Below are 19,534 nucleotides of genomic sequence, written 5' to 3'. Positions count from 1 at the left end.
CGGGGTCACCACAGAGAGGCCGGCGAGGTGCCGATCCGGTACCAGCCGGGCAGCCGGCTCGCGGTGGATTTCGCGATCCGCTGGTTCATTCCCTCCGACATCGCCTTGTTCGTCATCATCTCCAGGAACAGTGCCGAGACGTTCCCGAAATCGAAGAAGTCGCGCTGCCACGACCACTGGTAGTTGCCGCCGTACCGGAACCAGCTGCCGCCGATCCCGTTCACCGTGTAGAGGCTGCCGTCTTCGCGCGGGGTGGTGGTGTACATCTGCTTCCAGAAGCCGATACAGTCGCCGCTGCGCTCATCGATCACGAACTGCTGGTAGGGGTACTCCCAGCCTTCGAGTCCTTCCATTTCCTGGCCGAGGGCCAGATCGCGGATCTCGTCGCGGCCGACCGCCATGAACTCGTCCTTGGGACCGTAGTTCCAGCCGTAGGTGGCGTCCTCGGTGTACATCTCGGCCAGTGGCTTCCAGTCACCCAGCTTTTCGCAGCGCTCGTTCTCGGCGATCCAGCGGCGCACCATCTCGTCGAGTTCGGCGCGGTCGAAACCTGTCATCGGTGTTGTTCCCTTTCGAAAAGAACCTGGTGGGCTGTGGTTCAGTCGGTCGAATTGTCGGCAACGAGCAGGAGCGCCTGGGTGGGGCAGTAGCGGACGGCGCTCTCGACGTCGGCTTTGTGCTCCGGTCCCGGGTCCGGATCGAGAATTTCGACCTGACCGCGTTTGGGTACGGAGAAGATGTCCGGCGCTTCGGCCGCGCAGACGGCATGCCCCTGACACAGGTCCATATCGGCCACGATCTTCATGGTGTGTGCTCCCTCGGCATCGTGTGTGCGGTGCGCGCCGCGGTACCGGTCTCGCGGTCGCGGCGGGGTCCGGGGCGGGCGTGCCGCGGCCGCGCCGCCGGATCCGGCAGTACCCGGCGGGCGCCGGGGGACCGGTTCGCCGCGCTTCCGGCCGGTCGCGATCCCGCCCGTAGCGAGAACGAGTTCTTCCCGGTTCGCATACCGCGAACCCTTCGGGAAGACACATAGCTGGACATGTGTCTGGACGCTACCACTGACAGGTGTGTCCGACAACGATTCAGCGATTTTTCCAGAGCCGACACGAAGTTCGGGGCATTTTGCGAATGGCGCCCCCAGCGGCGCGTCTTCCGTCATCCGACCCGGCCGACGAGAACACGTTCTTGCGTGGCGGAGACCGTCCGAATTATATTCCGTACACCTGTCCAGACACATTCGCCGGCTGTTGCGGCGCCCGAAGGAGCACCATGAGCGATCCCACCCCCCAGGCGGCGAGCGAACCTACCGTGCGCGAACGCGGGCTGGCCAAGATGACGGAAGTCTACGGCTGGGAATTCCAGGACGGCCCCGGCGACCATTTCGCCGTCACCGCCGACCATCTCTTCGCCGATATCTGGTCCCGCCCGGGGCTGTCCCTGCGGGACCGGCGGCTGCTGCTGCTCGGCGCGCTCACCGCGCAGGGCCTCTTCGACGTCGCCGGAATCCAGATCGGCGCCGCGCTGAAAAACGGCGAACTCGACGACGCCGCGCTGCGCGAGATCTCCCTGTTCCTGTGCCACTACGTCGGCTGGCCCGCGGGCACCTCGCTCGACCACGTGATCGGCGCCCAGATCGACCAGCACGCCAAGGCCGCGAAGAAAGCCGACCGGAACGGTCGCTGACCACCACATCCGCCGGGACGCCCCACCGCGGCCCGATCGACCCACCACAGACAAGGCACAGGTATGCGTTTCGGCATCGTTCTGTTCACCAGTGATCGCGGGATCACCCCCGCCGCGGCCGCCCGCGCGGCCGAGGACCACGGGTTCTCCTCGTTCTACGTCCCCGAACACACCCATATCCCGGTGAAACGCGAAGCCGCGCACCCGCAGACCGGTGACGCCTCGCTCCCCGACGACCGCTATATGCGCACCCTCGACCCGTGGGTCGCGCTCGCCATGGCCGCCGCCGTCACCGAACGCATCGAACTCGCGACCGCGGTCGCGCTGCCGGTGGAACACGATCCGATCACCCTCGCCAAAACCATCGCCTCCCTCGACCACCTCTCCGGCGGCCGGGTCACCCTCGGCGCCGGCTTCGGCTGGAACACCGACGAACTCGCCGACCACGGCATCCCCGGCAACAAACGGCGCACGGCCCTGCGCGAATACCTGGAGGCCATGCGCGCCCTGTGGCGCGAGGACGAAGCCTCCTACGACGGCGACTTCGTGACCTTCGGGCCGAGCTGGGCCTGGCCCAAACCGGTCGACCGCACCGTCCCGGTGCTGATCGGCGCGGCGGGCACCGAACGCACCTGCGCGTGGATCGCGAAGCATGCCGACGGCTGGATCACCACACCGGGCGAGAACGACATCTCCGCCAGTCTGGCGACGCTGAAGAAGGCTTGGGCCGACGCCGGCCGCGACGGCGCCCCCCGGGTGGTGGCGCTGGACTTCAAACCCGACGCCGACCGGCTGGCCGCCTGGGCCGCCGACGGGGTGACCGATGTGCTGTACGGATTGCCCGATAAGCCGGAACCGGAGGTGCGTGCCTACCTCGAACGGCTGGCTGGCAAACTGCAGGGCATGAATTCGATCACCCGTGAGGTCAGCTAGCCGTGCGAATTGCCTTGTTGTCCTACCGCAGCAAGCCTCATTGCGGTGGGCAGGGGGTTTACGTGCGCCGGCTCAGCGCCGGACTGGCCGAACTCGGCCACGAGGTGGAGGTGTTCTCCGGCCAGCCCTATCCGGCCGACCTCGACCCGCGTGTGACTCTGACCGAGGTGCCCAGCCTCGACCTCTACCGTGAGGACGACCCGTTCCGCACCCCCCGGCCGCGCGAAATCCGCGACCGGATCGATCTCCTGGAACTGGCCACCATGTGGACGGCCGGATTCCCCGAACCGCGCACGTTCAGCCTGCGCGCGGCCCGCCTGCTGCGGGACCGGCTGCAGGATTTCGACGTGGTGCACGACAACCAGTGCCTCGGCAGCGGGCTGCTCGATATCGCGCAGCGGCTGCCGCTGGTGGCCACCGTGCACCATCCCATCACCAAGGACCGTGAGGTCGATCTGGCGGCCGCGATCTGGCGGCGCAAACCGCTGGTGCGCCGCTGGTACGGATTCCTCGGCATGCAGCAGCGCATCGCCCGGCGGATCCCCGATCTGCTCACCGTGTCCTCGTCGTCGGCGACCGATATCGCCGACGATTTCGGTGTCGACCCGGCGCAGTTGAAGGTGGTCCCGCTCGGTGTGGACACCGACCTGTTCGCGCCGCGCGGGCCGCGGGCCCCGGGCCGGATCGTCGCCGTGGCCAGCGCCGACAAACCCCTCAAGGGCATCACGCACCTGCTGCAGGCCCTCACCCGGTTGCGCGTCACCCACAAGGTGGAACTGCAGCTGGTCGCGAAACTGGAACCGAACGGGCCCACGGAGAAGCAGATCGCCGAACTCGGGCTGTCCGATATCGTCACCGTCCGCTCCGGGCTGACCGATACCGAGCTCGCCGAACTGCTCGCGTCGGCCGAGATCGCCTGCATCCCGTCCCTGTACGAGGGGTTCTCGCTGCCCGCGGTGGAAGCCATGGCCTCGGGGACACCGCTGGTGGTGAGCCGCACCGGCGCCCTCCCGGAAGTGGTGGGCGAGGCCGGTGTCTGCGCGGAACTGACCCCGCCCGGCGACTCCGCGGAACTGGCCCGGGTGATCGGCCGCCTGCTCGACTCCCCGCAGATCCGGCAGCGGATGCAGGCCGCCGCCCGCGACCGCGCCGTCTCGGTGTTCAGCTGGGAATCGGTGGCCGCGCAGACCGTGCAGGTGTACCAGAACGCGATCGACCGGTTCGCCGGCCGCCGGATGGGCACACCCGCCCAGCTCACCACCACAGGAGGCGCACCGTGCTGACCGTCGATTTCGACCGCGCCGGGATCGGGCCCGGAACCCGGGTGATCGATGTGGGCTGCGGCGCCGGCCGGCATTCGTTCGAGGCGTATCGGCGCGGCGCCGATGTGGTCGCCTTCGACCAGGACGCTCCCGAACTCGAGGGTGTCGCCACCATGTTCGAAGCCATGGCGAAGGTGGGTGAGGCCCCGGCGGGCGCGAAAGCCGAAGCCGTGCACGGCGACGCCCTGGACCTGCCCTACGGTGCGGGCGAATTCGATGTCGTCATCGCCTCGGAGATCCTGGAGCATGTGCCGCCCGACGATGCCGCCATCACCGAACTCGTCCGGGTGTTGCGCCCGGGCGGCGTGCTGGTGGTCACCGTGCCGCGCTGGCTGCCCGAACGGGTGTGCTGGGCGCTGTCGGACGAGTATCACGCGAACGAGGGCGGGCATATCCGCATCTACAAGGCCGACGAGTTGCGTGACAAGATCACCGCGCACGGGTTGCGGCATACGCATCGCACCCATGTGCACGCCCTGCACTCGCCGTACTGGTGGATCAAATGCGCGGTCGGCGTGCACAAACCGGATCATCCGCTGGTCCGCGCCTATCATCGGATGCTGGTGTGGGACATGATGAAACAACCGCTGCTCACCCGGACCGCCGAGAAGGCACTCGACCCGCTGATCGGTAAGAGCGTGGCCCTGTACTTCAGCAAACCGGCGGTGACCCGTGCCGCCGGTTGATCTACCGTCGGTACCTTCGGTTCTCACCCGCCGCCAGTGTCTGCAGACCGCACAATCCATCGCCGCCGAACAGGAACCCTCGGGAGCCATCCCGTGGTTCTCCGGCGGCCACACCGACCCGTGGGATCACATCGAATCCGCGATGGCGCTCACCGTCGCCGGGCTCCGCGACGAGGCCGTCGCCGCCTACACCTGGTCGGCCCGCACCCAGCGGCCCGACGGGTCATGGCCGATGCAGTTCCGGGACGGCGAGATCGAGAACGCCGCCACCGACGTCAACTTCTGCGCCTATATCGCCACCGGGATATGGCACTACCTCGCCGTCACCGGTGACACCACGTTCGCGGCCGATATGTGGCCCGTGGTCCGCGCGGCGATCGACCTCGTCCTCGACTGCCAGGGCGAGCAGGGTCAGATCTACTGGTTACGCGACGGCACCGATGTCCTGCCCGAAGCGCTGGTGACCGGTTCGGCCAGCATGTATCACAGTATCGGCGCCGCCCTGGAATTGGCGCGTCACCTGGGTGACCCGCACCCGGAATGGGAACAGGCCCGGGCCCGGCTCGGCACCGCGTTGCGTGCGCATCCCGAGGTGTTCACCGAGAAGGACCGGTACTCGATGGACTGGTACTACCCGGTCCTGGGCGGCGCGTTACGCGGGCCCGCCGGACAGGCGCGGATCGCCGAACGCTGGGACACCTTCGTGGTCGGCAATATCGGTATCCGCTGTGTCTCGGACCGGCCCTGGGTGACCGGCGCCGAAACCTGCGAACTGGTGCTGTCCCTGGACGCTCTCGGCGATCGCGACCGGGCCCACCAGTTGTTCGCCAATATGCAGCATCTCCGGGAAACCGACGGATCCTATTGGACCGGGCTGGTCTACGCCGACGGAAAACGCTGGCCGGTCGAACGCACCACCTGGACCGGTGCCGCGGTGATCCTGGCCGCCGACGCCCTTTCCCGCACCAGCGCCGGTAACGGTATCTTCCGCGACCTCGCCGCCGACGCGACCCCGGCCCAGCCGGTGCCGTTGCCGGTCAGCAGCGGATAGCGCAGCCCCCGGGGCGGCCGGACGACCACCGGCGATCTCTTTGCCGGGCCTGCTGGGGTGTGGGGATATCCGGTTGCTCCCGGCCGGCCACGGGCGGTGCAATGGTGGGCGATGAATCCACCACGTGATCTCACCGGACGTGTCGCAGTGGTCACCGGCGTCAGCCGCCGCGCAGGTATCGGCTACGCCGTCGCCCGCCGGCTGGCCGCACGCGGCGCGCAGCTGTTCCTCACCCACTGGGTCCCGCACGACGAACCGCAACCGTGGGGCGCCGACGATCTGGACCTCGTGCGGCGCGGCCTGGCCGCGGCGCCTCGCCTCGCCGACCGGAGTGTCGATTTCGCCGACCCTGCCGCCGGGCACCAGACCATCGATGCCGCGATCGCCGAATTCGGCCACGTCGACATCCTGGTCGCCAACCACGCCCGCAGCGGCGGTGACGGCACGCTGTTCGAGATCGACGCGGCCACCCTGGACGGGCACTGGGCGGTCGACGCTCGATCGGTACTCCTGCTCACCCAGGCGTTCGCGAAGCAATACCGGCCCGACCGGGGCGAGGTCACCGACCGCGGCCGGGTGATCTGGATGACCTCCGGCCAGCATCTGGGCCCGATGCGCACCGAAATCGCCTACGGTTCGGCCAAATCGGTACTGGCCGGGATGACGGCGACGGTCGCGGCGGAACTGATCGAACGCGGTATCGTCCTCAACACCGTGAATCCCGGCCCGGTCGATACCGGCTTCCTCGACCCCGCCGCCACCGATCTGGAACCGGACTTCATCGACGCGGTCCATGCCGCCTTCCCCCGCGGCCGCGCCGGCACCCCCGATGATCCGGCGCGGCTCATCGAATGGCTCGTATCCGACGACGGCCGCTGGGTGGTGGGCCAGGTCATCGATTCCGAAGGCGGATTCCGCCGGTCCCGATTCTGACCCACCCGCCCGGACGTCGTTCAGCGGCCGCCCGGGACCACAGGCGGCATCACCACCTTCAGAGGTCCGCGAGCCGGGGCACGACAGGTGCCACACTGTCGATCCAGGCGGCCGGGGATCCGCCGGGCGGCATCACGATCGCGGTGTGCACACCCAGCTCCGCGTATCCGGACATCTGACGGACGAAGTCGTCGAGCCCGGCCGGGTCCGGGCTACCCGCCAGCACGGTTTTGCGGATCCGCTCGTAATCGGTGCCCACCTCGTCGCAGTGGCGGCGCAGCACATCGAGTTTGTGCGCGACTTCCTCGGTAGTGGAGGCGAACAGATTGCAGGCATCGCCGTACCGGGCCACCAGCCGCAGAGTCCGCTTCTCACCCCCGCCGCCGATGAGCACCTTCGGCCGGTGGAGCGGCTGCGGCGAGCACAGGGTCTCGGCGAGCCGGTAGTACTTCCCGTCGAACGGCCCGTTGTTCTCCGGATCCCACATCTGCGCGCAGATCCGCAGTGTCTCCTCCAGCCGGTCGAACCGTTCTCCGGTCGGCGGATACGGCACCCCCAGCCCCTGGTGTTCACGCTCGAACCAGGCGGCACCGATCCCCAGTGCCGCGCGCCCTCCGGACAGCACGTCGAGGGTGGTGACGATCTTGGCGAGCAACCCGGGATGCCGGTAGGTCACCCCGGTCACCAGCAGGCCCAGCTCGATACTGGACGTGTGCGCGGCCATGAACCCGAGACTGGTGTAGCCCTCCAGCATGTTCGCTTCCGCGGGCAGGCCGGTCGGCTCGATCTGGAAGAAATGATCCATGAACGACAGCCAGGTGGCCCCGGCCTGCTCCGCCGCCGCGCCCACACGGGCGAGCTCCCCGGCAATGGCAGTGGTGCCACCGTCGATCTCGAATATCGGTACATGGAAGCCGAGTTCCATACGTCATCCCCTTGTGATGGTGGGTGATCGGTCGCTCATACGCTACGGCCTGGAGAGCGCTCCAGGTCAAGAGTGACGTGGAGTGTCCCGAACCGAACGCAGCCGGCCCCGGCCGTTCGGTGGCGGATCGGCAGGTCGCCGGGACTGCTGGAGGTCGAGCGCTGCGCCCGTGAGCTGCGCCCGGCTACCGGATGCGAGAAGTGATTGCCCTACCTAAGGAACTAAGGTGGTAGGGGTGAACAGCGCGATTTCTGTCGGTGACGGCATCTTCCAGATCCAGGTTCCGATCACGGACAACCCCCTCGGGCACACCCTGGTGTATGCGCTGGAGTCGCCGGGTGGTCTGGTGCTCGTGGATGCGGGCTGGCATGACGACAACGCCTGGGAGGGGCTCACCTCGGGGCTCGCGGCGATCGGCCATTCGGTGGCCGACGTGGAAGGCGTGGTTCTCACCCATTTCCACCCGGACCACAGCGGTTTGTGCGGCCGCGTCCGGGACGCCTCGGGCGCGTGGATTGCGATGCACGAAGCCGATCACGAACTGTTCGCGCAGATGTCGGCCGACCGGGACGCCGCCTGGATGGACCTTCAGGTCGCGAACATGGCCCGCGCCGGCGCCGACCAGGCCGACCTGGAGGCATACCGGCACGCCGAGACGGGGGAGATTCCGGTAGGACCGGACTCGGCCCCGGATCGCACTCTGACCGACGATGAACGCATCGCGTTGACCGGTCGCGACCTGCGTGCGGTGTACACCCCGGGCCACACTCCCGGGCACGTGTGCTTCTATCTCGAGGACGCCGATGTGATGTTCACCGGCGACCACGTTCTGCAGAAGACCACACCGCACATCGGCAATTACATCTACCCACTCGAGGAGCGCGACCCTCTGGCCCAGTTCATGGATTCGCTGCGCCGAGTGCAATCGATGAACGTCACCCGGGGCCTGGGCGCTCACGGACTCCCCATCGGTGACGTGACGGGTCGCGCCGCCGAATTGATCGAACACCATGAACAGCGACTGGAACACTTGTACAAGGCCTTCGGTGACGATCGGCTCACCGTGTGGCAGGTGGCCGAGCGCATGCAGTGGTACAAGCCATGGGCGGAACTGTCGCCGATGGCGAAGAGCATGGCGCTGTCGGAGGCGGCAGCGCACCTGCGGCACCTGGTCGCACGCGACTCGGTCGACCCGGTACCGGGCAGCGAGCCGGCCCGCTACGCCCGCCGGTAGGCGGAGCCGCACCGCTCGACCGGTGGGCCGAGCGGTGCGGTCGGGTGCCGGTCGCTACAACCCGGTGGCCGCGACGCTCCGGTCCGCCGGCGGGCCCGAACCCGACCTTCGAGCCGGCCGGCTGGTGGTCCGCGCTCGATAGGTGGATCAGCGGCGAGCCCGGGCCGGGCGGCCCGGTGCCGGTCAGTCGTGGTCGACGGTGCCGAGAACTTCACCGGTGCCGGCGTCGATGGTCACGTCGACCTCCATCCCCTCCGGTGTCACGACCTCGACCTCCCAGACCGCCCCCCGGTGCTCCGTATCGAATTCCGCCGACACGGCCCGGCTACCGGGAACTGCGGCCACCGCCGCGTCCATGGCCCGCTGCCGGTCGATTCCGGGAGCCGATACCAGCGACCACTCCACCGCCGGACGGTCGGCCGCGTCGATACGCTCGTGCGTTCCCGCACCGAGGGCGACGCGCGAGACCGCGAGGCAGGAGCCGGCCACGACGGCCGCGACCGCGACGCCGACGAGAAGCCAGCGCAGCCCGGCTGCCGCATTGCGAAGAATTGTTCCCATGGTGAAAACTCCTGTGTAGGTGGGTGTTCCGGATGTGTTCACCACTGTCGCAGGGCGACACTGAAGGCGACCTGAAGCCACCTGAAGATCGTTTCAGCAAAGTTCTGTCACTCTGGGACGATGCGTCTGCTGATCGTGGAGGACGAGAAGCGTCTCGCTCTCACCCTGGCAAAAGGCCTGTCCGCCGAAGGTTTCGCCGTCGATGTCGTGCACGACGGGGTCACGGGGCTGCACCGCGCCACCAGCTCCGACTACGACCTGATCATTCTCGACATCATGCTGCCCGGAATGAACGGCTATCGCGTGTGCTCCACCCTGCGCGCGGCGGGCGACGAGACCCCGGTCCTGATGCTCACGGCCAAAGACGGCGAGTACGACGAGGCCGAGGGACTGGACACCGGCGCGGACGACTATCTGCGCAAACCGTTTTCGTATGTGGTGCTGCTGGCCCGTATCCACGCGCTGCTGCGCCGGCGAACTCGCGGCGGTGCCCGGACGCTGCGCGTCGGCGATCTGATCGTGGACCCCGGCACTCATACCTGCCGCCGCGGCGACTGCGATGTCCCGCTCACCGCCAAGGAGTTCGCGGTGCTCGAACATTTGGCGGTACGGGCGGGCGAGGTGGTGTCCAAGGCCGATATCCTGCGCCATGTCTGGGATTTCGCCTACGACGGCGACCCGAACATCGTCGAGGTGTACATCAGTACCTTGCGCCGCAAGATCGACGCGCCGTTCGGCCGGCGCAGTATTCTGACCGTTCGCGGAGCGGGCTATCGATTGGCGGGCGATCGTGGCTGACCGAACCCGCCGTGCGCGATCACGGTGGAGTTCGGTCCGGGCCCGCACCACCACCTCGGCCACCGCCGTGGTGGCCGTGGCGTTGACCGCCGCGGGTCTGCTCGTGCTCACCTCACTCCGGCACAACCTCGTCGACAGTGCCGGCGTCCAGGCCGAGAACACCGCCCGTCAGATCGCCGGTCAATTGGAACGCGGCACCGACCTCACGGCACTGCGTTTCCCCGACCCAGACGACGAACCGGTACAGATCGTCGCCACGGAGGGGCACGTGCTCGCGGCCGAGAGCGAACTGCTCGGCCGGGAACCGATAGCGGACTTCGGACCCTATTCGACCGCAGCGGACAGCGGCGAGGAGGACGAAGACGGCGAAGACGACGACGCAGAGGACGACGAGGACGACGACGAGGAAGTCGAAGCCGGTGAGAACAACGCGGACGCGCCCGCGGCCGGTGCCGGCACAGCGCATACAGCTACCGCACCGACAGCAGGTGACACCGCCACCCCGGCACCGTCGAGCACCGAGGCGATCCTCGGCGATGCGCGGCTGACCGTCGGTGATGCGTCGACTCCGGAGAACTACCGGGTCGCCGCGCTCGCGAGCACTGCCCCCGACGGCCGGCCGGTCACCATCTATGCCGCTGCCTCCCTCGACACGGCCGAGAGCGCGGTCGCCGACGCCCGGCAGGCCATGCTCCTCGGACTGCTGCCGCTTCTCGTCGTGGTGGCCGCGGTGACCTGGCTGGTCACCCGCCGCGCACTGCGGCCGGTCGAGGCCATCCGGAGCGAACTCGCCGAAATCATGCACGGTGATCTGTCCCGGCGGGTACCCGAACCGGCCTCGCGGGACGAGATCGCCAGACTCGCCGCGACGACCAACGACACGCTGGCGGCGCTGGAGGAAACGTCGGAACGGCAGCGCCGGTTCATCGCCGACGCCGCGCACGAGCTGCGCAGCCCCATCGCCAGCCTGCGGACCCAGCTGGAAGTCGCGCAGGCGCATCCGGGACTGCTGGAGCTGGACGGATTACTCGGCGACACCGTCCGCCTGGAACATCTGGCGGCCGATCTGCTGCTGTTGGCCCGGCTCGACGCCGGGGAGAAGCCCCGGGCCGAGCGGATGGACCTCGCGGCCCTGATCGCCGGTGAGCTCGCCCGGCGTGTGGGCGACCGGGTCCCGGTCGAATCCGAGCCGGCGGGGGAACCGCTCCTCATCACCGGTAGCGGTACCCAGATCGCCCGCGTGCTGGGCAATCTCGTCGACAATGCACAGCGCCACGCGGCGACGGTGGTACGGGTGACACTCGGGCAGACGGCCGGCCGGGCCGTCCTGGTGGTCGCGGACGACGGCCCCGGCGTGCCGGCGGAGGACCGGGATCGGATATTCCGGCGTTTCGTGCGGCTCGATGATGCGCGCAGCCGCGACGAGGGAGGTGCCGGCCTGGGCTTGGCCATCGTGCGCGATGTCGTCGAACGCCACGGTGGCGTGATCCGCGTCGAGGATGAGGCGTCGGGGGGTGCGCGATTCGTGGTCGAGCTGCCCTTGTGCCGGTGATACACGAGATCCGGGCTGCCGGCGCCGGCCGAAACGCACGGTCGGGTTGCCGCGTCGACCGTGCGTTCGGCCCGGACCCCCGCGCTCCGCTGCATTCGTGCGGGTGTTCTGTCGTCATCGGGGAATGCGTCGGGGAAAGTTGACATGTCGGGTACTTCCGACATAATTGGGGTCGTGGCCCACGATGAGGTGTTTCTCGCGTTGTCCAACCCGGTACGCCGGCGGCTGCTGGAGGTCCTCGCCGACGGGCCGCGGACCGCCGGGAGCCTGGCCGGCCTGTTCGACCTGAGCCGTCCGGCCGTGGCCGAGCATCTCCAGGTACTGCGCCGAGCCGGGCTCGTGCGGGACGAAGCGTCCGGCCGGCACCGGCACTACCACCTGACCGCGGGCCCGCTCGCCGAGGTCAGCGCGTGGGTCCACCCGTTCGAACGTTTCTGGCGCAGCCGGTTGCGTACCCTTGCCGACCTCGTGGAGGAGAACCCCGTGACAAGTTCCGACGCCGATCTCGCGACCATCTCGCTGGACCAATTCGTCGCCGCCCCGCCCGCGAAGGTGTGGCGGGCGCTCACCGACCCGGAACTGCATGGCAGGTGGTGGGCTCCCGGTGATATCGCCGCGACCGTCGGCCACCGCTTCCATCTGGACATGCCGGGTTGGGGTTCTATCCCTTGCGAGGTCGTCGAGGTCGAACCGGAGCGCCGTTTCGTCTACACCTTCAACGAGAACTGGACCCTCGCCTGGCAGCTGACACCCGAAGGGGACGGAACACTGCTGCATCTCGACCACTCCGGCTTCGACCTCGACGAGCACAAGAGCCGCGACGCCTACGGGCGGATGGGTCCCGGATGGCGTGACAAGGTCCTGCCGGGCCTGGCCCGGCTCGTGGAGGGACTGTCCGACTGACCTGCCGCGGCTCGCACCTCGTGCGCTACCCCTGACGGCCGAGGTGCGGTGCCTGCGCCGAGCATTCGAATCGAGGTGATCGCAAACCCGCCGGTGGCGGCGCGGGTGGCGCAATAGCCGCGGCCGTCCGCATTCACGCTGGTCGCGCCCACCGCGCACCCGGCGGATTACACCCCTGCCGAATTCCTTGCCCTCCCAGCCGGCTGGGAGCGCCGCGAAACGCCACTATCGTCACCGTTCATGCAGGTCAGCGAGACGAACACCGATAAGGCGGGCGGTGCGGCCACGGTCCGGCGGGTCCGCGCGGACCAGGCTCGGCGGGTCGCCGATATCCTGCGCCACCAGATTCATGCGGGAACCGTCGGCGAGACGCTGCCCAGCGAACAGCACCTGGCCGCCGAACACGAAACCTCCCGCAACACCATCCGTGACGCCCTGACGCTGCTGCGCGACGAAGGGCTGATCGACCGTGGGCCCCGGGTCGGAACCCGGGTGGCCGCCCGCAAATTCGACCACGGCCTCGACGCGTTGCTCGGCCTGCAGGAAACCCTGGAGGGCCGCGGCACGGTCCGCAACGAAGTACGGGCCGGCCAGCGGATCACCGCACCGCCCGTGGTGGCCCGGCGGCTGGGCCTCGACCCCGGCGAACAGGTCGTCTATCTGGAGCGCCTCCGCTACCTCGGCGACCGGCCGCTGAGTCTCGACCTCACCTATCTCGCGCCCGAGATCGGTGCCCGGATCCTCGACCACGATCTCGCCCACACCGACGTGTTCGTGCTCCTGGAACAGCTCAGCGGGCAATCGCTGGGCTCGGCGGACCTCACCGTGGAGGCGATCCCCGCCGACCGGCACACCGCCGCCACCCTCGACGTCCCCGACGGCGCGCCGCTGCTCATGCTCGAACGCCTGACCCGGCTCGATGACGGAACACCTGTCGACCTCGAATACATCCGGATGCGCGGGGATCGGATCACGCTGCGCGGCAGCCTCTCCCGCGGTATCCCCGAATGGAAGGTCCTGTAGATGGCCCTGGCGAACCAGCGCACCGATATCCCGGTCACCATCGACGAATCGCTGTGTATCGAAGGGTGCACGCTCTGCGTCGAGATCTGCCCGCTCGACTCCCTGGCGATCAACCCGGACAACGGGAAAGCCTTCATGCACGTCGATGAATGCTGGTACTGCGGCCCCTGCGCCGCCCGCTGTCCGACGGGCGCCGTCACCGTCAATATGCCGTATCTCCTGAGGTAGATCCCACTATGCCCACACTGAAACGCCTCGCCGCGGTGCTCGCCGCCGGCGCGCTCGCCCTGACCGGATGCTCGCTGGAAGACGCCACGGCCGGCGATACGGTCCGCGTCGTCATCGGCTACCAGTCCAAAACCATCAACACCGTCACCGCGGGCACCCTGATGCGTGCCCAGGGCTACCTGGAACAGCGGCTGGCACAGCTCACCGAGGACGGCGGCCCGGCCTACGAGGTCGAATGGCAGGACTACGACACCGGCGCCCCGATCACCGCGCAGATGGTGGCGGAAAAGATCGATATCGGGTCGATGGGTGACTATCCGCTGCTCATCAACGGATCACGGACCCAGGCCAACGAACGTTCCCGCACCGAATTCCTGTCGGTCACCGGCTACAACCCCAAGGGCGCGCTGAACATGGTGGTGGTGCCGCCGGATTCGCCCGCGAACGGTCTGCCCGATCTGGCCGGGAAGAAGATCTCCGCCAGTGTCGGCTCGGCCGGGCACGGCACGCTCGTGCAGGCCCTGACCCGCGCGGGTATCGACCCGGTCGGTGGGGTGGAGGTCCTCAACCAGCAACCACAGGTCGGGGCCTCGGCTCTGGAATCGGGACAGGTGAGCGCGCTGTCGCAGTTCGTGGTGTGGCCGGGTCTGCTGGTGTTCCAGGACAAGGCGAAACTGCTCTACGACGGCGCCGAGTTGAATGTCCCCACTTTCCACGGGGTGGTCGCCCGCCAGGACTACACGGCGCAGCATCCCGAAGTGGTGGACGCGTTCCTGCAGGCACAATTGGACGCCACCGAGTTCCTGTGGCGCGAACCGCTGGAGGCGGCACGGATCGTTGCCGAGGGCTCGGGTCTGCCGCAGGAGGTGGTCTACCTGTACAACGGCCCCGGCGGCACCTCCTTCGACACCACCCTCAAACCGAGCCTGCTCGCGGCATTCAAAGACGATGTGCGCTACTTGAAGTCGATCGGCGATTTCGCCGACCTCGATACCGGCGCCTTCGCCGACGACCGGCTGATCCGCGCGGCCTTCGCGGCCCGCGGCCAGGACTACGACACCGCGCTCGCCGACACCACCAACCACACGAGCGGGTCCGGGACCGAGCTCTGGTTCGCCGGCCAGGACACCACCGAGCCGGCCGGTTCTCCCACCGAACTGCTACGCGCGGTGAAAGCCGCCCGTGCACAGGGGAAAACGGTCCGTGCCGCCTATGTGACCGATTCCGAACTGGGCACCCGCTGGTTCGCCGACAAGGCCGTGTGGTTGCGTGACGGCGACACCTATCCGGCGTTCACCACACCGGCGGCCGCCGGGCGGTACCGGCAAGCCCATCCCACCGCCCAGCCGATCGGTTACGACCAGGCCGTCGCGGAGGTCCGGTCGTGACCGTCGCCGCCCCCGCCGACTCCGGCGCCGCCCTGCACAGCGACCGCACCCGCGCCCGGTACCGCACCCGTTCGGTGTGGCCGGGCCGGGCGCTGCGGCTGGGTTCGGTGGCCGGCGCGGTACTGATCTGGCAGGTCCTGACCGCCGCCGATGCCCGGTTGTGGCTCCGGTTCGACACGCTGCCCACCGTCACGGAGGTGGTGACCGCCTTCGGCCGGCAGCTGGGTACCGACGTCTATTATCTGGACCTAGCGCAGTCGCTGATCCGTATCCTCACCGGTTTCGCGATCGCGACCGTGCTCGGTGTGGCCAGCGGTATCGCGCTCGGCAGGTCGCGGATATTCGCCGGGATTCTCGGCCCGCTCACCGAACTCGCCCGCCCGATCCCGGCGATCGCGGTGGTGCCGATCGCGATCCTGCTGTTCCCCGACGACGAAGCGGGGATCGTGTTCATCACCGGCCTCGCCGCGTATTTCCCGATCATGGTCAGCACCCGGCATGCCGTCCGTGCCTTGCCCACGCTGTGGGAGGACTCGGTGCGCACCCTGGGCGGCAGCCGCTGGGATGTGCTGGTGCGCGTGGTGTTCCCCGGTGCCCTGCCGGGGATTTTCGGCGGACTCTCGGTCGGGCTCGGGGTCGCCTGGATCTGCCTGATCTCCGCGGAGATGATCTCGGGCCGTCTAGGCGTGGGCTACCGCACCTGGCAGGCCTACACCATAGTCGACTATCCGGGTGTGTTCGTCGGGATCATCACCATCGGCATCCTCGGTTTCGGCACGTCCGCGGCGATCGAACTACTCGGCCGCCGGGTCACCCGCTGGCTGCCCAGGGGAGAGGAAGACAATCGATGACCACCACCCTCACCACCCGGGAGGCGCGCCCGGACACCGGCGAGCACGGGATGACCCTGCGGCTGGACGGTGTGTCCCTGTCCTACACCGGGGACCCGGTGATCGACGACTTGTCCTTGGATGTCCGCCCGGGCGAGATCCTCGCCCTCACCGGACCGTCCGGCTGCGGGAAATCGACCGTCCTGCGGGCCCTGGCCGGTCTGCTGGCACCCGACTCCGGCCGGGTCCTGGCCGACGGCGACCCGGTCACCACCACCTCCCGCGACCGCGCCGTCGTCTTCCAGGACAACGCCCTGCTGCCGTGGCGCAGTGTCCGCGCGAATATCGAACTCGCCCTGCGATTGCGCGGCGAACCGAAGGCAGGGCGCCGGGCGGCCGCCGACCGGTGGATCGAGGAGGTCGGGCTCACGGGGTTCGGCGATTTCCTGCCCAAGAGCCTGTCCGGCGGGATGCGCCAGCGTGTCCAGCTGGCCCGCGGTCTGGCCGGCGCGCCGCGCGCGGTGATGATGGATGAACCGTTCGGCGCGCTGGACACCCAGACCCGCGCCACCATGCAGCGCCTGCTCATCGAGACCTGGCGCACCCATCCCACCACCATCGTGTTCGTCACCCACGATGTGGACGAGGCGCTGCTGCTCGGCGACCGGGTCGCGGTGCTCGGCCGCGCCGGGCAGCCACTGCGCGCCCTGATCGATGTTCCGAATCCGCGCGAAACCGCCGACCGGTCGGCCGACCGCGCCCGACTCGTGGAGGCCCTGTCGTGACCGCACCCACCCTTTTCGCGGCACCCGATCTCGCCGACACCGTCCGCCTGGACTGCGATGTCCTGGTCATCGGCGGCGGCACCGCCGGGACGATGGCGGCGCTGACCGCCGCCGAACAGGGCGCGAACGTACTGCTGCTGGAGAAGGCGCATGTGCGGCACTCCGGCGCGCTGGCCATGGGGATGGACGGGGTCAACAACGCGGTCATCCCGGGGAAGGCCGAACCGGAGGACTACGTCGCCGAGATCACCCGCGCGAACGACGGAATCGTGGACCAGCGCACCGTCTATCAGACCGCGACCCGCGGTTTCGCCATGGTCCAGCGGCTCGAAGGCTACGGGGTCAAGTTCGAGAAGGACGAGTACGGCGAGTACGCGGTGCGCCGGGTGCACCGGTCGGGGTCCTATGTGCTGCCTATGCCCGAGGGCAAGGATGTGAAGAAAGCGCTGTACCGGGTGCTGCGGCAGCGCAAGAACCGGGAACGGATCCGGATCGAGAACCGGCTCATGCCGGTCCGGGTACTCACCGCGGAAGGTCGGGCCGTCGGCGCGGCCGCACTGAACACCCGCACCGGCGAATTCGTCACCGTCGGCGCGAAAGCTGTCATCCTGGCGACCGGCCCCTGCGGGCGGCTGGGGTTACCGGCGTCCGGATACCTGTACGGCACCTACGAGAACCCGACCAACGCCGGCGACGGCTACTCCATGGCCTACCACGCCGGTGCCGAGCTGAGCGGGATCGAATGCTTCCAGATCAACCCGCTGATCAAGGACTACAACGGCCCGGCCTGCGCCTATGTGGCCAACCCGTTCGGCGGATACCAGGTGAACGCCGAGGGTGAGCGGTTCGTGGACTCCGACTACTGGTCGGGGCAGATGATGTCGGAGGTCAAACGCGAGATCGATTCCGCGCGTGGACCGATCTACCTGAAGGTGTCGCATCTGCCGGACGAAACCCTCAGCACCCTGGAAGGGATCCTGCACACCACCGAACGCCCCACCCGCGGCACCTTCCACGCCAACCGCGGTCACGACTACCGGACCCACGATATCGAGATGCATATCTCCGAGATCGGTTTGTGCAGCGGACACTCCGCCTCGGGCGTTTGGGTCGACGAGAACGCCAGGACCACTGTTCCCGGCCTGTACGCGGCCGGTGACCTGGCGTGCGTCCCGCACAACTACATGATCGGCGCCTTCGTTTTCGGCGAACTGGCCGGTGCGCACGCCGCCGCCGGCCGCGCCGAGGTGCCGGCCCCCGGCGAGCTGCCCGCCGACCAGATCGCTGCCGCGCACGAACTCGTCTACCGCCCGCTCCGCCATCCGGACGGGCCACCGCAACCCCAGGTCGAATACAAGCTGCGCCGGTTCGTCAACGACTATGTGGCGCCCCCGAAAACTGCGGCCAGGCTCTCGCTGGCGGTGGAAACCTTCGAACGGATGCGCGGTGATATCGCCGAGATGGGCGCCCGCACCCCGCACGAACTCATGCGCGCCGCCGAGGTGTCGTTCATCCGCGACTGCGCCGAAATGGCCGCCCGCAGTTCCCTGACCCGTACCGAATCCCGGTGGGGCCTCTACCACGAACGCGCCGACCTCCCCGAACGCGACGACCAGAAGTGGCGCTACCACCTCAACCTCCGCAAACGCGCCGACGGTGAGATGGAGTTCCTGAAGCGCCCTGTCGCACCGTATCTGGTGCCTGTGCCCGGACTGGACGAGCTGCCCTCACAGGAAGAGCCGGTCGTCGTCGCCCAACCCGAACTCGTCGGGCACCGCCGCGCCCCGGATACCACCACACCTGCGCCCCGCACTGCCACGGAACCTGTACCGGCCGCCTCGCCGCGCCTCGTCGCGCTGCTCGCCCTGGACGCACCCACGGCCGCGGACCTCGCAGATTACCTGTCCGACACCGACGAGCGGGTGCGGTCGGCGGCGATCGCGGCATTGACCGAGAACACCCCGGACGGATACGCGCCGCTGCTGGTGTGCGCCCTCGACGATCCGGCAGCAACGGTGCGCGGCGCTGCCGCGGCCGCGCTGCGCGAACTGGTGGAGGTCCTGCCCTCCCCGGACGGACTCGTCGACCGGCTCGGCTCTCCCGACCCGGTTGTCCGCGCGGTCGTCGTCGACTTGCTGCGTGCGCTGCGCGCCGGATCCGCCGCGGACTACAGCGCCGCTCTCGACGATGTGGACCATCGTGTTCGCATCGAGGGCGTGCGAGCACTGGTTTCGTTGGACGAGCGGGACGCGATCGCGGCCGCGGCCACCGATGCCAACCGCGAGGTACGGATCGCGGCCGCGCAGGGCCTGGCCACCATCGGCAACGGTGGCGCCGGCACAGTGCGGATGCTGGCCGGTGACCGCGATCCCCTGGTGCGGGCGGCGGCGTTGGCAGCGTTCGCCGGCACCGGTGCGGCGGCGGCGGACGTCGACACCTGTATCGCCGCGCTCCGGGACACCGCCTGGCAGGTCCGCGTCGGTGCGGCGCGGGGTCTTGCCTCGGCCGAGCCGGCGGTCGCGGTTCCCGCACTCGCCGAAGCCCTCACCGATCAGCACCTGGATGTGCGCAAGGCGGCGGTGCTGACCCTAACGACGTGGTCCGGGTACGAACCGGCCCGTCTTGCCCTGAAAGAAGCGATCGACGACCCCGACGCGGATGTCCGCGCCTACGCCCGCCGTGCCCTGACAAGCTGAAGG

20 protein-coding genes and 1 pseudogene are annotated in these 19,534 nt (G+C 68.8%); 17 read left to right on the top strand and 4 right to left on the bottom strand.

The window, feature by feature from the left end:
- Window positions 1-5 precede the first annotated feature (5 nt).
- Both ACIA75_RS25675 and ACIA75_RS25670 read right to left on the bottom strand, forming a co-directional pair.
- Window positions 6-557, bottom strand: a complete 552-nt coding sequence (locus ACIA75_RS25675) for a nuclear transport factor 2 family protein (protein ID WP_397108265.1) — start codon at window positions 555-557, stop codon at window positions 6-8.
- Between the two features lie 41 nt (window positions 558-598).
- Complete coding sequence (locus tag ACIA75_RS25670; RefSeq protein ID WP_397108263.1) at window positions 599-805, bottom strand: ferredoxin; 207 nt, start codon at window positions 803-805, stop codon at window positions 599-601.
- Between the two features lie 464 nt (window positions 806-1,269).
- Here ACIA75_RS25670 and ACIA75_RS25665 point away from each other — a divergent pair, with 464 nt between their 5' ends.
- The 6 genes from ACIA75_RS25665 (at window position 1,270) to ACIA75_RS25640 (ending at window position 6,608) form a co-directional block, all read left to right on the top strand.
- On the top strand, window positions 1,270-1,683 hold the full coding sequence (locus ACIA75_RS25665; protein WP_397108261.1) for a carboxymuconolactone decarboxylase family protein: 414 nt from the start codon (window positions 1,270-1,272) through the stop codon (window positions 1,681-1,683).
- A gap of 63 nt (window positions 1,684-1,746) precedes the next feature.
- On the top strand, window positions 1,747-2,616 hold the full coding sequence (locus tag ACIA75_RS25660) for an LLM class F420-dependent oxidoreductase (RefSeq protein WP_397108259.1): 870 nt from the start codon (window positions 1,747-1,749) through the stop codon (window positions 2,614-2,616).
- A gap of 2 nt (window positions 2,617-2,618) precedes the next feature.
- Window positions 2,619-3,899: a glycosyltransferase family 4 protein gene (locus ACIA75_RS25655; protein WP_397108257.1), complete on the top strand. Its 1,281-nt coding sequence runs from the start codon at window positions 2,619-2,621 to the stop codon at window positions 3,897-3,899.
- Window positions 3,893-4,624 carry a methyltransferase domain-containing protein gene (locus tag ACIA75_RS25650; protein ID WP_397108255.1) on the top strand — a complete coding sequence of 244 codons (732 nt, stop codon included), beginning with the start codon at window positions 3,893-3,895 and terminating at the stop codon, window positions 4,622-4,624. Before ACIA75_RS25655 ends, ACIA75_RS25650 begins: the two co-directional genes overlap by 7 nt.
- Window positions 4,611-5,675 (top strand): prenyltransferase, encoded by a 1,065-nt coding sequence (locus tag ACIA75_RS25645; RefSeq protein ID WP_397108252.1) that lies wholly within the window; start codon window positions 4,611-4,613, stop codon window positions 5,673-5,675. The genes ACIA75_RS25650 and ACIA75_RS25645 overlap by 14 nt, the downstream gene beginning before the upstream one ends.
- 111 nt (window positions 5,676-5,786) lie before the next feature.
- Window positions 5,787-6,608, top strand: coding sequence for an SDR family oxidoreductase (locus ACIA75_RS25640; RefSeq protein WP_397108251.1), 822 nt, complete (start codon window positions 5,787-5,789; stop codon window positions 6,606-6,608).
- Between the two features lie 58 nt (window positions 6,609-6,666).
- Here the strand turns inward: ACIA75_RS25640 and ACIA75_RS25635 are convergent, their stop codons facing one another.
- Entirely contained in the window at window positions 6,667-7,533 is an 867-nt protein-coding gene (locus tag ACIA75_RS25635) for an LLM class F420-dependent oxidoreductase (protein ID WP_397108249.1), read from the bottom strand.
- A gap of 235 nt (window positions 7,534-7,768) precedes the next feature.
- On the opposite strand from ACIA75_RS25635, the gene ACIA75_RS25630 reads away from it, so the two are divergent.
- Window positions 7,769-8,767 carry an MBL fold metallo-hydrolase gene (locus tag ACIA75_RS25630; protein ID WP_397108248.1) on the top strand — a complete coding sequence of 333 codons (999 nt, stop codon included), beginning with the start codon at window positions 7,769-7,771 and terminating at the stop codon, window positions 8,765-8,767.
- Between the two features lie 183 nt (window positions 8,768-8,950).
- On the opposite strand, the gene ACIA75_RS25625 is transcribed toward ACIA75_RS25630, so the two are convergent.
- On the bottom strand, window positions 8,951-9,328 hold the full coding sequence (locus ACIA75_RS25625) for a PepSY domain-containing protein (protein WP_397108246.1): 378 nt from the start codon (window positions 9,326-9,328) through the stop codon (window positions 8,951-8,953).
- A gap of 120 nt (window positions 9,329-9,448) precedes the next feature.
- Between ACIA75_RS25625 and ACIA75_RS25620 the strand changes: the two genes are divergently transcribed.
- The 10 genes and pseudogenes from ACIA75_RS25620 to ACIA75_RS25575 all read left to right on the top strand — a co-directional run bounded on the left by ACIA75_RS25620 (window position 9,449) and on the right by ACIA75_RS25575 (window position 19,531).
- A complete protein-coding gene (locus tag ACIA75_RS25620; protein WP_397108244.1) occupies window positions 9,449-10,126 on the top strand; it encodes a response regulator in 678 nt (225 codons plus the stop codon).
- The gene (locus ACIA75_RS25615) at window positions 10,119-11,678 is read left to right on the top strand and encodes a sensor histidine kinase (RefSeq protein WP_397108242.1); all 1,560 of its coding nucleotides are present in this window, start codon (window positions 10,119-10,121) and stop codon (window positions 11,676-11,678) included. The genes ACIA75_RS25620 and ACIA75_RS25615 overlap by 8 nt, the downstream gene beginning before the upstream one ends.
- Window positions 11,679-11,822: 144 nt before the next feature.
- A pseudogene (locus ACIA75_RS25610) lies at window positions 11,823-12,161 on the top strand (ArsR/SmtB family transcription factor); the annotation flags it as partial.
- Entirely contained in the window at window positions 12,162-12,581 is a 420-nt protein-coding gene (locus ACIA75_RS25605) for an SRPBCC domain-containing protein (RefSeq protein ID WP_397109084.1), read from the top strand.
- 240 nt (window positions 12,582-12,821) lie between these two features.
- On the top strand, window positions 12,822-13,604 hold the full coding sequence (locus tag ACIA75_RS25600) for a GntR family transcriptional regulator (RefSeq protein WP_397108240.1): 783 nt from the start codon (window positions 12,822-12,824) through the stop codon (window positions 13,602-13,604).
- On the top strand, window positions 13,605-13,832 hold the full coding sequence (locus ACIA75_RS25595; protein ID WP_033246130.1) for a ferredoxin family protein: 228 nt from the start codon (window positions 13,605-13,607) through the stop codon (window positions 13,830-13,832).
- A gap of 8 nt (window positions 13,833-13,840) precedes the next feature.
- Window positions 13,841-15,220, top strand: a complete 1,380-nt coding sequence (locus ACIA75_RS25590; protein ID WP_397108238.1) for an ABC transporter substrate-binding protein — start codon at window positions 13,841-13,843, stop codon at window positions 15,218-15,220.
- The gene (locus ACIA75_RS25585; protein WP_397108235.1) at window positions 15,217-16,071 is read left to right on the top strand and encodes an ABC transporter permease; all 855 of its coding nucleotides are present in this window, start codon (window positions 15,217-15,219) and stop codon (window positions 16,069-16,071) included. The genes ACIA75_RS25590 and ACIA75_RS25585 overlap by 4 nt, the downstream gene beginning before the upstream one ends.
- Complete coding sequence (locus tag ACIA75_RS25580) at window positions 16,068-16,835, top strand: ABC transporter ATP-binding protein (RefSeq protein ID WP_397108233.1); 768 nt, start codon at window positions 16,068-16,070, stop codon at window positions 16,833-16,835. Before ACIA75_RS25585 ends, ACIA75_RS25580 begins: the two co-directional genes overlap by 4 nt.
- Complete coding sequence (locus ACIA75_RS25575; protein WP_397108231.1) at window positions 16,832-19,531, top strand: fumarate reductase/succinate dehydrogenase flavoprotein subunit; 2,700 nt, start codon at window positions 16,832-16,834, stop codon at window positions 19,529-19,531. Before ACIA75_RS25580 ends, ACIA75_RS25575 begins: the two co-directional genes overlap by 4 nt.
- Window positions 19,532-19,534 lie beyond the last annotated feature (3 nt).

Source organism: Nocardia sp. NPDC051750, from assembly GCF_044453135.1.
Classification (GTDB): domain Bacteria; phylum Actinomycetota; class Actinomycetes; order Mycobacteriales; family Mycobacteriaceae; genus Nocardia.
Note: the sequence above shows the minus strand (reverse complement) of the source record. Positions and strands in the feature narration are given on the sequence as shown.

Excerpts from the sequence above, each read along its gene's own strand:
- ACIA75_RS25670 (WP_397108263.1), bottom strand. The coding sequence starts at position 805 with ATGAAGATCGTGGCCGATATGGACCTGTGTCAGGGGCATGCCGTCTGC.
- ACIA75_RS25635 (WP_397108249.1), bottom strand. The coding sequence starts at position 7,533 with ATGGAACTCGGCTTCCATGTACCGATATTCGAGATCGACGGTGGCACC.
- ACIA75_RS25595 (WP_033246130.1), top strand. The coding sequence starts at position 13,605 with ATGGCCCTGGCGAACCAGCGCACCGATATCCCGGTCACCATCGACGAA.
- ACIA75_RS25665 (WP_397108261.1), top strand. The coding sequence starts at position 1,270 with ATGAGCGATCCCACCCCCCAGGCGGCGAGCGAACCTACCGTGCGCGAA.
- ACIA75_RS25625 (WP_397108246.1), bottom strand. The coding sequence starts at position 9,328 with ATGGGAACAATTCTTCGCAATGCGGCAGCCGGGCTGCGCTGGCTTCTC.
- ACIA75_RS25590 (WP_397108238.1), top strand. The coding sequence starts at position 13,841 with ATGCCCACACTGAAACGCCTCGCCGCGGTGCTCGCCGCCGGCGCGCTC.
- ACIA75_RS25620 (WP_397108244.1), top strand. The coding sequence starts at position 9,449 with ATGCGTCTGCTGATCGTGGAGGACGAGAAGCGTCTCGCTCTCACCCTG.
- ACIA75_RS25660 (WP_397108259.1), top strand. The coding sequence starts at position 1,747 with ATGCGTTTCGGCATCGTTCTGTTCACCAGTGATCGCGGGATCACCCCC.
- ACIA75_RS25675 (WP_397108265.1), bottom strand. The coding sequence starts at position 557 with ATGACAGGTTTCGACCGCGCCGAACTCGACGAGATGGTGCGCCGCTGG.
- ACIA75_RS25600 (WP_397108240.1), top strand. The coding sequence starts at position 12,822 with ATGCAGGTCAGCGAGACGAACACCGATAAGGCGGGCGGTGCGGCCACG.
- ACIA75_RS25640 (WP_397108251.1), top strand. The coding sequence starts at position 5,787 with ATGAATCCACCACGTGATCTCACCGGACGTGTCGCAGTGGTCACCGGC.
- ACIA75_RS25580 (WP_397108233.1), top strand. The coding sequence starts at position 16,068 with ATGACCACCACCCTCACCACCCGGGAGGCGCGCCCGGACACCGGCGAG.